13 protein-coding genes are annotated in these 12,674 nt (G+C 71.7%); 2 read left to right on the forward strand and 11 right to left on the reverse strand.

What is annotated here, in order from left to right; genetic code table 11:
- Nucleotides 1-38: 38 nt before the first annotated feature.
- The 5 genes from ACFVH0_RS22650 to ACFVH0_RS22670 all read right to left on the reverse strand — a co-directional run bounded on the left by ACFVH0_RS22650 (nt 39) and on the right by ACFVH0_RS22670 (nt 5,009).
- Nucleotides 39-899, reverse strand: a complete 861-nt coding sequence (locus ACFVH0_RS22650) for an ATP-binding cassette domain-containing protein (RefSeq protein ID WP_385822691.1) — start codon at nt 897-899, stop codon at nt 39-41.
- A complete protein-coding gene (locus tag ACFVH0_RS22655; RefSeq protein WP_385822693.1) occupies nt 896-1,954 on the reverse strand; it encodes an ABC transporter permease in 1,059 nt (352 codons plus the stop codon). Before ACFVH0_RS22655 ends, ACFVH0_RS22650 begins: the two co-directional genes overlap by 4 nt.
- Complete coding sequence (locus tag ACFVH0_RS22660) at nt 1,951-2,934, reverse strand: sugar ABC transporter substrate-binding protein (protein ID WP_385822695.1); 984 nt, start codon at nt 2,932-2,934, stop codon at nt 1,951-1,953. The genes ACFVH0_RS22655 and ACFVH0_RS22660 overlap by 4 nt, the downstream gene beginning before the upstream one ends.
- Before the next feature lie 194 nt (nt 2,935-3,128).
- The gene (locus ACFVH0_RS22665) at nt 3,129-4,133 is read right to left on the reverse strand and encodes a sugar ABC transporter substrate-binding protein (RefSeq protein WP_385822697.1); all 1,005 of its coding nucleotides are present in this window, start codon (nt 4,131-4,133) and stop codon (nt 3,129-3,131) included.
- Between the two features lie 117 nt (nt 4,134-4,250).
- The gene (locus ACFVH0_RS22670; RefSeq protein WP_385822699.1) at nt 4,251-5,009 is read right to left on the reverse strand and encodes a GntR family transcriptional regulator; all 759 of its coding nucleotides are present in this window, start codon (nt 5,007-5,009) and stop codon (nt 4,251-4,253) included.
- A 137-nt stretch (nt 5,010-5,146) separates the two neighbouring features.
- Between ACFVH0_RS22670 and ACFVH0_RS22675 the strand changes: the two genes are divergently transcribed.
- Nucleotides 5,147-6,169: a Gfo/Idh/MocA family oxidoreductase gene (locus ACFVH0_RS22675; RefSeq protein WP_385822701.1), complete on the forward strand. Its 1,023-nt coding sequence runs from the start codon at nt 5,147-5,149 to the stop codon at nt 6,167-6,169.
- A gap of 54 nt (nt 6,170-6,223) precedes the next feature.
- Here the strand turns inward: ACFVH0_RS22675 and ACFVH0_RS22680 are convergent, their stop codons facing one another.
- The 5 genes from ACFVH0_RS22680 to ACFVH0_RS22700 all read right to left on the reverse strand — a co-directional run bounded on the left by ACFVH0_RS22680 (nt 6,224) and on the right by ACFVH0_RS22700 (nt 11,303).
- A complete protein-coding gene (locus tag ACFVH0_RS22680) occupies nt 6,224-7,420 on the reverse strand; it encodes a cytochrome P450 (RefSeq protein ID WP_385822703.1) in 1,197 nt (398 codons plus the stop codon).
- 63 nt (nt 7,421-7,483) lie between these two features.
- Nucleotides 7,484-8,218, reverse strand: coding sequence for a response regulator (locus ACFVH0_RS22685; protein ID WP_385822705.1), 735 nt, complete (start codon nt 8,216-8,218; stop codon nt 7,484-7,486).
- Nucleotides 8,219-8,279: 61 nt separating this feature from the next.
- On the reverse strand, nt 8,280-9,497 hold the full coding sequence (locus tag ACFVH0_RS22690) for a sensor histidine kinase (RefSeq protein WP_385822707.1): 1,218 nt from the start codon (nt 9,495-9,497) through the stop codon (nt 8,280-8,282).
- Nucleotides 9,498-9,616: 119 nt separating this feature from the next.
- Nucleotides 9,617-10,540 carry a DMT family transporter gene (locus ACFVH0_RS22695; RefSeq protein WP_385822709.1) on the reverse strand — a complete coding sequence of 308 codons (924 nt, stop codon included), beginning with the start codon at nt 10,538-10,540 and terminating at the stop codon, nt 9,617-9,619.
- Nucleotides 10,541-10,679: 139 nt separating this feature from the next.
- Nucleotides 10,680-11,303 carry a dihydrofolate reductase family protein gene (locus ACFVH0_RS22700; RefSeq protein ID WP_385822711.1) on the reverse strand — a complete coding sequence of 208 codons (624 nt, stop codon included), beginning with the start codon at nt 11,301-11,303 and terminating at the stop codon, nt 10,680-10,682.
- A 207-nt stretch (nt 11,304-11,510) separates the two neighbouring features.
- Here ACFVH0_RS22700 and ACFVH0_RS22705 point away from each other — a divergent pair, with 207 nt between their 5' ends.
- Nucleotides 11,511-12,260 carry an SDR family NAD(P)-dependent oxidoreductase gene (locus ACFVH0_RS22705; protein WP_385822713.1) on the forward strand — a complete coding sequence of 250 codons (750 nt, stop codon included), beginning with the start codon at nt 11,511-11,513 and terminating at the stop codon, nt 12,258-12,260.
- A 30-nt stretch (nt 12,261-12,290) separates the two neighbouring features.
- On the opposite strand, the gene ACFVH0_RS22710 is transcribed toward ACFVH0_RS22705, so the two are convergent.
- A complete protein-coding gene (locus ACFVH0_RS22710; RefSeq protein WP_385822715.1) occupies nt 12,291-12,620 on the reverse strand; it encodes a putative quinol monooxygenase in 330 nt (109 codons plus the stop codon).
- Nucleotides 12,621-12,674: the final 54 nt, after the last annotated feature.

Genomic DNA, 12,674 nt, shown 5'->3' on the forward strand with positions numbered 1-12,674 from the left:
CACCGGGGCTGGCGGACCCGTGGGTACGGGGCCGGGGGCTACTCGGGGTCGCCGGGGACCGGGTGGCCGCCGAGACGGGTCGGCGCGGGGGCCCGCTCCAGCTCGTGGCTGAGCTCCTCCAGCTCGCTGCCGCCCGCCATCTGGCGGGTCAGCTCGTCCAGGGTGATGGACTCCTTGGTGTGGCTGCCGGACATGGCGCCCCGCTTCAGCAGGACGAAACGGTCCCCGACGAGATACGCGTGGTGCGGGTTGTGCGTGATGAGGACCACGCCGAGACCCGCGTCGCGGGCGGCCGCGACGTACTTGAGCACCACCCCGGACTGCTTGACGCCGAGCGCGGCGGTGGGCTCGTCCAGAACGAGGACCTTGGCGCCGAAGTAGACGGCCCGTGCGATGGCGACACACTGGCGCTCACCGCCGGAGAGGGTGCCGATCGGCTGGTCGACGTCGCGCAGGTCGATGCCCATGCGCAGCAGCTCGGAGCGGGTCGTCTCGCGCATCAGCCGCACGTCGAGGCGCTTGAAGGGGCCGGCGCCGGTGGTCGGCTCGGAGCCGAGGAAGAAGTTGCGCCAGACCGGCATCAGAGGGACGACGGCCAGGTCCTGGTAGACCGTGGCGATGCCGCGGTCCAGGGCGTCGCGCGGGTTGACGAGGGTGGTCTCCTCGCCGTCGATGAGGAAGGTTCCGGCATCGTGCCGGTGCAGCCCCGCGATGATCTTGATCAGGGTGGATTTGCCGGCGCCGTTGTCGCCGAGCACGCAGGAGATCTCGCCCGCGTGGACCTCCAGCGAGACGTCCGTCAGGGCCTTGATGTTGCCGTAGAACTTGCTGACGTGGTCCAGCTCGACGAGCGCCCGGTGGGGCGTCTCCCGGTCGGCCGGTGCCTTGGGGGCCGTCATTTCGTCGCCTCCGCGCGCTTGCGTACCCATGCGTTGAGCAGGGTGGCCAGGAGCAGCATGGCTCCGAGGAAGAACTTGAACCAGTCCGGGTTCCACTCCGCGTACACGATGCCCTTGCTGGTCATGCCGAAGATGAAGGCACCGACCGCGGAGCCGATCGCGGAGCCGTAGCCGCCGGTGATCAGACAGCCGCCGATGACGGCCGCGATGATGTAGATCAGCTCGTTGCCGACGCCCTCGCCGGACTGCACCACGTCGAAGGAGAACAGCAGGTGCTGGCCGGAGACCCAGGCGGCGAAGGCGACCCCGAGGTAGAGCCCGATCTTGGTGCGGATCACCGGTACGCCGACCGCGCGGGCCGCGTCGGCCTCGCCGCCGACCGCGAAGATCCAGTTGCCGAAGCGGGTACGGAGCAGGATCCAGGTGGCGATCGCGACGAGGACCGCCCACCACAGGATGGTGACCTTGAACTCGACGCCGCCGATCGTCCACTGCGAGGCGAAGACCTTGCGGGCCGAGTCGAAGCCCTCCATGTCCCCGATGGCCTTGGTGGACACGGTCCCGCTGATCAGCTTGGTGAAGCCCAGGTTCAGGCCGGTCAGCATCAGGAACGTACCGAGCGTGATGATGAAGCTCGGCAGTTTGGTCCGGGTGAGCATGAAGCCGTTGAACGCCCCGACGGCCAGGGTGACCAGCAGCGACACGAAGACGCCGACCCAGACGTTGGCGGTCATCTGGTAGCTGAACATCGACGAGACCAGCGCGGAGCTGGTGACCAGCACACCGGCGGAGAGATCGAACTCGCCGCCGATCATCAGCAGCGCCACCGGCGCGGCCATGATCCCGATCGTCGAGGCCGCGTACAGCACGGTGCCGAGGCTGGAGGCGCGCAGGAAGCTGTCGGCGACGATCGAGAAGAAGATGAAGACCGCCGCGGCACCGACCACCGAGCCGAGCTCGGGGCGGCCGAGCAGCCTGCGCAGCGGTGAGGTACGCATCAGCCGCTCGTCGGCCCCGGCCGGGGCCGGGGCGGACGGTCCGGCAACCGTGCTCATCGGGTTCCCCGCTTCGTGTACTCGGCCAGTTCGGCGGCGTCCTCGGCGGTGACGATCTGCGGTCCGGTGAGGACCGGGCGTCCGCCGCCGAGCACATTGCCGTTGTAGCGGTAGAGCCAGAGCAGGTCGACGGCCTCGTACCCCTGGAGGTAGGGCTGCTGGTCGACCGCGAAGCCGAGGGTCTTGTCCGTCAGGGCGGTGGCGACCTTGGCGTTCAGGTCGAAGGTGTCGATCTCGGCCTTGCTGCCCGCGGTCTTCTTCGCCTTGACGGCGGCGTCCGCGAACGGCGCGCCGAGCGTGACGACCGCGTCGATGTTCTTGTCGGCCTGGAGCTTGGCCTCGATGGACGCCTGGACATCGGGCATGTTGGTGCCCTCGACGTACAGGTTCTGCATCTGGCCGTCGAAGCTCTTCTTCGCTCCGGCGCAGCGCTGCTCGTGGCCGACGTTGCCCTGTTCGTGCAGGATGCACAGCGCCTTCTTGCGGCCCCGTGTGTTGAGCTCCTCACCGACCGCCTCGCCCGCGATGGACTCGTCCTGGCCGATGTGGGTGAGGGCGCCGAACCGCTTGGACTCCGCGGAGCCCGAGTTCACCGTGATCACCGGGATTCCGGCCCTGGTGGCCTTGGTCACGACGTCCTTCATGGCGTCGGGCTTGGCGAGGGTGACGATCAGCCCGTCGACCTTCTGGTCGATGGCGGCCTGCACCAGCTGTGCCTGCTGCTGCGCCTCGTCGTTGTGCGAGTACAGGAACTTGATGTTGTCCTTGACGGCTGCCTGCTCCGCGCCCCGCTGGACGATGTCCCAGAAGGTGTCGCCGTCGCCCGAGTGGGTGACCATCGCGAAGGTCCAGCGGGGTGTGTCCACCGCGGCCCGGCCCTCGGCGGCGGCCCGGGCCGCGCGCTCCTCCGCCCGCTTGCCACCGGTGCTGCTGCATCCCACGAGGGAAGCCCCGAGCACCGCCGCAAGCACGGCGCCCATCGCACGTACCCCTGTCCGAACCCTTGCCACGACGCCGTGCCCTTCTTGTGCTGCTCGCTGTGCTGCTTGGAGGGGCCGGGGATGGTGTGCTCCCGGCCCGGCTGGCCAAGTATCCCCGAGCCTTCGTCGGCACCGCCCGGCAGGGGCGGGACGCGTGTGTCGGCGGCGGGTGGGTCCGGCGGTGCGCGGGAGGTTCACCGGGTACCGCGCGCCGTGTACTTCTCCAGCTGCGGCACGTCCTTCGCGGTGACGATCGCCGGGCCGGTGAGCACCGGCCTTCCGCCGCCGACGACGTTGCCGTTGGTCCGGTTCAGCCACAGTTCGTCGACGGCGAGGTAGCCCTGGAGGTAGGGCTGCTGGTCGACGGCGAAACCGACCTCCCGGGCCTTCAGCCGCTTGACGACCTCGGCGTTCAGATCGAAGGTGTCGACCTCGGCCGTGCTGCCGGAGCCCTCCTTGGCCTTGACGGAGGCGGCGGCGAACGGGGCGCCGAGGGTGACGATCGCGTCGATGTCCTTGTCGGCCTGGAGCTTCGCCTCGATCGAGGAGGTGGCGGCCGGCATGTTGGTGCCCTCGACGTTCAGGTTCTCGACCTTGCCGCCGAAGGTCTTGCGCACCCCGGCGCAGCGCTCCTCCAGCGACACGTTGCCCTGCTCGTGGATGACGCAGAGGGCCTTCCTGCGGCCCCGTGCGCCGAGCTCGTCGCCGACGGCCTCGCCCGCGACCTTCTCGTCCTGCCCGATGTGCCCGAGCGCGCCGATCTCCGTGGAGAACTGCGCGCCCGAGTTGATGGTCACCACGGGTATCCCGGCCTTCACGGCCTTGGCGACGACGTCCTTGACGGCCTCCGGTTTGGCGAGGGTGACGATCAGCCCGTCGACCTTCTGGTCGATGGCGGCCTGGACGAGCTGGGCCTGTTCCTTGCCCTCCTTGTTCGCGGAGTACAGGAACTCGGCGTTGTCCTTGGCCGCCGCCTGCTTCGCGCCGCTCTGCACGATGTCCCAGAAGGTGTCGCCCTCCCCGGAGTGCGTGACCATCGCGATCTTCATCCGGGGTGTCCCGGCGGCCGACCCCCCGCTGTCCCCCGCGGGCTTCTCCTCGGCGCTGCGGCCGCCGGATCCGCTGCAGCCGGTGACGGTGAGCCCGATGCCGAGGGCCGCGACGGTGATCAGGGTTGCTGCCTTGCGAGAGGTACGCATGGTGGGTCCGCCTTCTCTCCCGGCCGCCCGAGTGCGGCTGGAGGAGTTCTAGCGGTGGTCGTACGCGGCGTCAACGGGGCCGGGCGGCCGTCGTCACGTACGAGCAGCTGGAAGTCGTCACCGTACGAGCAGCTGGAAGTCGAAGGTGTAGCGGGAGGCCCGGTAGATGTGGGAGCCGAACTCGACCGCGCGCCCGGTGTCGTCGAAGGTGGTGCGCTCCATGGTCAGCAGGGCGGCCCCTTCCGCCTCGGCGAGCCCGGCCGCCTCGTCGGCGGTGGCGAGGCGGGCGCCCACGGTCTGGCGGGCGCTGTGCAGGGTGATCCCGGCGCCGCGCATCAGCCGGTACAGGCCGGTGGCCTCCAGCCGCGCGGTGTCCAGGTCGACGATCCCGAGCGGCAGGTGGTTGCGCAGGAGTGCCAGTGGCTCGTCGTGGGCGTACCGCAGCCGCTCGACGAGGTGTACGTCGGTGCCTTCGGCGACCGCGAGTGCGTCGGCCACCACCGCGTCGGCGGGTTCGACGGTGTTGCGCAGGACGCGGGTCGTGGGGTGCCCGCCCGCGGCCTCCAGGTCGTCGTAGAGGCTGCTCAGTTCGAGCGGGCGCCTGACCCTGCTGTGCACCACCTGGGTACCGACACCGCGACGGCGCACCATCAGCCCCTTGTCGACCAGCGACTGGATGGCCTGGCGGACCGTGGGCCGGGACAGGCCGAGCCGTGCCGCCAGCTCGATCTCGTTGCCGAGGAGGCTGCCGGGGGCGAGCCGGCCCTGCTCGATGGCGGCCTCCAGCTGCTGGGCCAGCTGGAAGTAGAGCGGGATCGGGCTGGAGCGGTCCACGCCGAGTTCGAGTGCGGCCGGGTCGGTGGTGGGTTTGGGCACGCGTGGAGGGTATCCCTCACGTCAGAAACTCCGGAAGTCCGGTCGTCCTGTTGTCCGGACAGCATGACCAACGAACAAGGGGCACCTTGTCAGGACATATGGTTGACAGCGCAGCCGACGGGCGGCACGTTGGGTCCATGCGTATCGGACTCATCGGCACCGGCCGGATCGGTTCCTTCCACGCGGGCGTGCTGGCCCGCCATCCCGAGGTGGACGCCCTGGTGGTGACGGACACCGACGGGGCGCGGGCGGCGGAGGTCGCCGAGCGCGTCGGCGCGAAGGCGGTCCCGGGCGCCGCCGAGGTGTTCGGCGCGGGGGTGGACGCGGTGGTGATCGCCTCGGCCACCTCGGCGCACGCGGAGCTGATCGGCCGGGCGGCGCGGGCGGGGCTCCCGGCGTTCTGCGAGAAGCCGATCGCACTGGACCTGCCGGGAACGCTGGGCGCGCTGCGCGAGGTCGAGGGGGCCAGGAGCGTGCTCCAACTGGGCTTCATGCGCAGGTTCGACGCGGGTTACCGGGCGGCCCGTGCCGCCGTGCGGGCCGGTGCGCTGGGCCGGCTGCACACCGTGCGGGCGGTGACGATGGACCCCGCCCCGCCCCCCGCCGCGTATCTGCCGCTCTCCGGGGGGCTGTACCGGGACTGCCTGGTCCATGACTTCGACATGCTGCGGTGGGTGACGGGGCGTGAGGTGACCGAGGTGTACGCCGCCGGGTCGGATGCCGGGCCCGGGATGTTCCGGGCGGCCAAAGATGTCGACACGGCGGCGGTGCTGCTGACCCTCGACGACGGCACCCTGGCCACGGCGGCGGCCACCCGCTGCAACGGCGCCGGTTACGACGTACGGATGGAACTGGCGGGCGAGCTGGACCAGATCACGGTCGGCCTGGACGACCGCACACCGGTCACCTCGGCCGAACCTGGGGGGCCTTCGGCCCCCTCCTCGCCCTGGCCCGGTTTCCTGGAGCGGTTCGCCCCGGCGTACGAGGCCGAACTGGACGCGTTCGTAGGGGTGGTGCGGGGCGAGCGGCCCAATCCGTGCGACGGCCGGGAGGCGTGGTTCGCCCTGCTGATCGCGGAGGCGTGCGAGGTCTCCCGCCGGGAGCGGCGCCCGGTGACGGTCGCGGAGATCGCCGACGGTGCGGCGGGGCCCTGCGCGTAGGACGCCGCCGCGCCCGTCTCCGGGTCAGGTCCGCTCGGTCCGGGGCGCCTCGGCTCACCAGCGGACGGGCAGCCCGCGCACCCCGCGGATCAGCATCCCGGGAATCCAGTCCAGCTCCCCCGCCTCCGCGTCCGGCGCGAGGGAGGGGCACCGCTCCAGCAGCGTACGGATCGCGATCCGGCCCTCCATCCGGGCCAGCGGCGCACCCACGCAGAAGTGGGCACCGTGCCCGAAGGCCAGGTGGCCCCGGGCGTCGCGGCGGATGTCGAAGGTGTCCGGTTCCGGGTAGCGGGCGCGGTCCCGGTCGGCGCCCGCCAGGGACACCAGGACCGGGGCGCCCGCCGGGACGATCCGCTGCCCGATCTCGACCTGCTCGCGGGGATAGCGGAACGTGGCGTTCTCCACCGGCCCGTCGTAGCGCAGCATCTCCTCGACCGCACCGCCGGTCAGCTCCGGGTCGTCGCGCAGGGCCGCCAGCTGGGCGGGGTGGTCGAGCAGTGCCCGTACCCCGTTGGCGATCAGGTTGACCGTGGTCTCGTGGCCCGCGACGAGCAGCAGGAAGGCCATGCCCACGAGTTCGTCGGGCGACAGCGCGTCCCCTTCCTCGTCACGTGTCCGGACCAGGGCGCTCATCAGGTCGTCGCCGGGCGAGCACCGCTTGTCCTCGATGAGTTCGCACAGATACTCGTTCATGGCGCGCGCCGCTTCGATCTCCTGGAGCGGCGAGGCGGGGGTGATGATGCCGTTCGACAGCCTGCGGAATGCGTCGCGGTCCAGGTCCGGCACACCGATCAGCTCGCAGATGACGGTCATCGGCAGCGGGAAGGCGAGCGCGTCGACGAGATCGGCGCGGCCGGCGGGCACCATCGCGTCGAGGAGTTCGTCGGTGATCTGCTGGACGCGCGGGCGCAGCGACTCGACCCGGCGGGCGGTGAACTCCCGGGCGACGAGCTTGCGCAGCCGGGTGTGGTGGGGTGCGTCCAGCTCCAGCATGTTGAGGAAGATGGGGTCGCTCTCGGCGGGTGCGCCCGGCAGGCCCCGCCAGTCCTTGGCGAACCGCGGGTCGGCGAGGGTGGCGCGGGCCTCTTCGTACCCCACCACCAGCCAGACGCGCTCGAATTCGTCGGTGCGGACGGTGTGCACCGGGCCGGTGGCGCGGAGCTTCTCGTAGTACGGATACGGGTTCGCGGTGAATTCCGCGACCCCGCTCAGATCGACATCGACCTCGGCACGGCCACTGGCATCGGACATGGGATCGCCCCTCCCGCTCTGACGGCCCGATCGGCTCGATCGTTTCGGACCGACCGGTTCACCCTATGTCGCCGGTTCCGTGCCGTCATCGTCGAGCAGGCCCGCGTCGTGCACCAACAGCGCGATCTGGACACGGTTGTTGAAGCCGAACCGGGCCAGGATCCGGGACACCTGGGTCTTCACGGTCGCCACGCTGAGGTAGAGCGCGGCGGCGATCTCTGCGTTGGAACGGCCGCATGCGACGGCGATCGCGACCTCGCGTTCCCGCTCGGCGAGTGCGGCGATCCGCGCCCGTGCCCGCTCGGCCCGGTCCGCCCGGTCGTCGCGGCCGGTCCGGGGTCCGGTGCCGGCCGCGCGTGCCATGAGCTGACGCGTCACCGCGGGCGACAGCACCGGATCACCGGCCGCCACCCGTCGTACCGCGTCGACGATCCGCACCGGCGGGGTGTCCTTCAGTACGAAGCCGGCCGCTCCGGCACGGATGGCCCGCAGCACCTGTTCGTCCGCGTGGAACGTCGTCAGGACGATGACCTCCGGGGCGTCGGGCCGGGTGCGCAGCGACTCGGTCGCGGTCAGCCCGTCCATGCCCGGCATCCGGATGTCCATCAGCACCACGTCGGGGCGCAGCCGGTCGACGAGTTCGGCGACATCCGTGCCGTCCGCGCCCTCCCCCACGATGTCGATGTCGTCGGCGCCGCCGAGCATGAGGTTGAGCCCGGCGCGTACGAGCGGGTCGTCGTCGACGATGATCAGCCGGACGGGCTGTGCCGCGGGGTCCATCGGGGTCGGGGTGGTCATGGCGACCACCGTAGCCAGGCCCGGACGCCGGCCGCGCCGGGGCCCCGGTCACCCGCGGCGGTCAGGCCGGCCACGGCAGCGAGGCCCGGACCCGGAATCCGCCGTCCGGTTCCGGCCCGTGGTCGAGGCTGCCCCCGGCCAGGGTGGCGCGTTCCGTGAGGCCGATGAGCCCCTGGCCGGAACCGGGGACCTGCTCGAAGGGTTCGGTGGGCGCCGGATTGCGCACCTCGACGGTGAGCCCTTCGCCCGGTGCGCCGGTGACGGTGACGGTGACCTCGGTGCCGGGGGCGTGCTTGCGGGCGTTGGTCAGGCCCTCCTGGGCGATGCGGTAGACGGTGCGGCCGGTGGCGGCGGGGGCCGCGCCGGGGTCGTCGACACGGTTGTCGAGGGTGACCTTCATGCCGGCCATCCGGGATTCGTCGATCAGCGAGTCCAGCGTGGCGAGGGTGGGCTGCGGCCGGTCGCCGTCGCTCTCGCCCGGGCTGCGCAGGACTCCGATGATCTCGCGGAGGTCCTGGAGCGCCTCGTGCGCGCTGTCCCGGATGACCCCGGCCGCGCGGGCCACCTCGGCCTTCGGTGCGTCGGGGCGGAATTCGAGGGCGCCGGCGTGGACGCTGAGCAGGGTCAGCCGGTGGGCGAGGACGTCGTGCATCTCGCGGGCGATGGCCTCGCGGGCGAGCCGCTGCGCCTGTTCGGCGCGGAGTCCGGCCTCGGTCTCGGCGCGGTGGGCCCGTTCGCGCAGGGTGACGACGAGCTGCCGCCTGGACCGTACGGCCATGCCCCAGCTGATCACCAGCAGGGGCAGCAGCGCCCCGATGACCGTGGCCTCGACGAACGAGGTGCCCGGGTCGGGACGCAGATACGGCTGTACTGGGGTGAGGAGCAGGGCAAGCGCCCCGACGGCCGCCACGGGCCGGAACGGGCGGTGCACGGCCACGCCGAACAGCGCGACGAGCATGGCCCCTGACGCGACCGGCTCGATCGCGGAGACCAGGACCAGGCCCACCGCGACGCCGAACGGCCACCGCCGCCGCACCCACAGCGCACAGCAGGCCAGGGCACCGACCACGATGTCGGCGAGCAGGACGCCGTCGGGTGTGGTGGGGTCGGCCTCGATCGTCGCGACCGTGACCATGCCCACCGCGGCCGCGCAGAGGAAGGCGGTCAGGTCGACGGCCCAGTCCCGCACGGTGCGTCGCGCGCGGCCGTGCCGGTCGCCGGGCAGCTCGGGATCGGCCATCGCCGAGGGCAGCAGCCAGCGGTATTCCGTACGGGTCATGCCACAAAACTACCCAGGTCGGGCGGGCGATCCCGGCCGTGCGGACGTGACCGGCGACCAAAGTCGCGGAGGACGAGACTTTCGGACGGGCGGCGCGACGGCGGTGGCCGCCGGCCCGCTCAGGGAGCGGCCGGGGTGACCGCGCGGCGGCCCCAGGCGGTGCCGGCCAGGACGAGTACCGCGCCCACCGCGCCGAGGACTCCGAGCCGCTCGCCGCCGATCGCGATGCCCACGGCGGCGGCCCACAGCGGTTCCGTGCCGAGCAGCAGGCTGACCCGGGACGGCGAAGTGCGGCGCACGGACCACATCTGCACGAAGAAGGCGAAGAGCGTGCAGAAGACGGAGAGGAAGAGCAGCCCGCCCCATTCCCGGACGCCGAATCCCGCGGCCACCGTCCACGGCGCCTCGCCGGTGCCGGGAACGGCCGAGAGCAGGGCGAAGACGGCAACCGCGCTGCCGAGCTGGACCGTGGTCAGCGACAGCGAGTCGGCGCCCCGCACCGACTTGATGCGGGCCATCAGCAGGACGTGCACGGTACGGGCGAGCGCGGCCACCAGCATCAGCAGATCGCCGGCCGAGGGGCTGGTGAATCCGCCGCCCTGGGTCAGCAGCACCACTCCGGCGACCGAGAGCGCGGCGGCGGCGAGGAAGGCCCGGGGCGGGCGGACACGTGTCACGGCGGCCTCGGCGAGCGGGGTGAAGATCATCGTGAGGCTGATGATGAGCCCCGCGTTGGTCGCCGACGTGTGGACGACGCCGTACGTCTCCACGAGGAAGATCGCGCTGAGGACGAGCCCCAGCAGGCCGGCCCCCCGCCACTGCGCCGCGCGGAGCGCCCGTAGCTTGCGCCATCCGGCCACGGCCAGCACGGGCAGCACGACGGCGAACCGCAGCACTAGCACGGCGAGGACGGTCTGGGTGGTGGTGATGCCCTTGGCCGCCAGGTAGCTCGAACCCCAGACGGCCGCGACGAGCAGCACGGGCAGATCGGTGAGCCAGGCACGGCGGGACGGGGCGAGGGTGGGCACGGCGATCGAGGACACCTGGCTGCTTCTCCTGGTTCTCCACAGCGGGAACGATGTGGAGACCTCGACGGCTCGCACGCGGAACGATCACCGTACCGGGCACGGCCCCGTCCGGGACACCCCTTCCGGAGCAGCGCCTCCGGACGTCCCGGCCCGCTCAGTCCTCCAGGGGGAAGCTGCTGAACTCGGCCGGGCCGGCGGGCCGGTAGGTGTGGACCGTGATTCCGCTCCGGGTCTCCCGCGCGCCGGTCCGCTCGAAGGCGGTCGGCAGGCCGCCCTCCGGGAACAGCCGGTGGCCCCGGCCCAGCACGACCGGGTGGACGAGGAGGTTGCACTCGTCGATCAGGCCGTGCGTCATCAGTGACCGGGCGAGCGCCCCGCTGCCGTGGATCTGGAGCTCGCCGCCCTCCGTCCGCTCCTTGAGGCGGGCGACCTCCCCGGCGACGTCCGTGGAGATGACGGTCGTGTTGTGCCACTCGGGCGATTCCAGGGTGGTCGAGACGACGTACTTGGGGCGGGCGTTGAGGCTGCCGGCGACCCGGTGCCCGGGGTCGGTCACCTTGGGCCAGTACGCGGCGAAGATGTCGTACGTGCGGCGGCCCAGGAGGAAGGCCGCCGACCGGTCGAACAGCTCGTCGATGAACTGCCGCATGCCCTCGTCCGCGAACGGCACGGTCCAGCCGCCGTACTCGAACCCGCCGCTGCGGTCCTCGTCGGGTGCCCCCGGGGCCTGCATCACGCCGTCGAGCGACAGGAAGGTGGTGAGAGTCAGCTCGGCCATGGTCCTGCTCCTGTGTTCCGGTCCGACGATGGGCTTTCACCTGTTGACCCCGCTGCCGCCCGGAACTCACCGGTGCGCGCCGGCCGCGCCATGGGGAGGGCGCCCCACGCAGGGGTCCGATTCCCGCCGGTGACGGCCGGGCGGAACGACTTTGCTGGTCCGTGTCGAGGCACCGGCCGAGACACCACCGACGACGAAGGGCCCATCATGACCAGCACCATCACCGGCAAGACCCGCACCGCGCTCGTCACCGGGGGCAGCCGCGGCATCGGCGCCGCGACGGCCCTGCGGCTCGCCCGGGAGGGCATCGACGTGGCACTGACGTACGTACAGGACGAGGTGGCCGCCCACGAGGTCGTGGCGAGGATCCGCTCGTACGGCCGGCAGGGCATCGCCCTGCGTGTGGACTCGGCCGACCCCGAAGCGGTCCCGGCGGCCGTGACCGGCGCCGCGGAGGCGTTCGGCCGGCTGGACATCCTGGTCAACAACGCGGGGATCGGCGTCCTCGGCCCCATCGACACCCTCACCCCGGCCGATGTGGACCGGGTGCTCGCGGTGAATGTGCGGGCGGTGTTCCTGGCCTGCCGCGCGGCGGCGGGGCTGATGGAGCGCGGTGGCCGCATCGTCTCCATCGGTACGGCCCTGAGCCGGCATGCGGGCGGCCCCGGCTCCACCCTCTACGCGATGAGCAAGTCGGCGCTGGCCGGTCTCACCAAGCCGCTCGCCCGCGAGCTCGGCCCGCGCGGCATCACGGTCAATCTGGTGCAGCCAGGTCCGGTCGACACGGACCTCAACCCGGCCGACGGCCCGTTCGCCGACGGCCAGCGCTCGGCGACCGCACTGGGCCGTTTCGGCACCCCGGACGAAGTCGCTTCCCTCGTCGTCTACTTGGCCGGTGACGAGGCGGCGTACATCACCGGTACGGAGGTGGTGGTGGACGGCGGCCACGCGGCCTGACCGGGACGGTGCCCAAAGGGTGCGGAGCCGTCACCGCGAGCGCGGGGTGACCTCCGCCATCCGGGACCAGCCCTCGCCCGGCACCTCCACGTTGATGATCTCGGGGACCTCGGCCACCAGGTCCGCCATCAGGTCCATGGCCGCGGCGAAGTGCTCGGACTTCACATGGGCCGCACCGGCCTCGGGAGAGGCGAAGGCCTCCAGCAGGACGAACTGGTCGGGGTTCTCGACACTGTACGACCACTCGAAGAACACATTGCCCGGCTCCTGCCGGGTGGCCAGGGTGAAGGGCTCGACGGCGGGCAGCCAGTTGTCCCGCTCTTCGCTGCGGACGGTGAATTTGACGGCGATGAAGATCATGCGTCCAGGGTCGCATATGCCCTGGATGAGGACTCATCGGGCACACCCGGATGG

It is taken from the genome of Streptomyces sp. NPDC127117 (assembly GCF_042677325.1).
GTDB lineage: Bacteria > Actinomycetota > Actinomycetes > Streptomycetales > Streptomycetaceae > Streptomyces.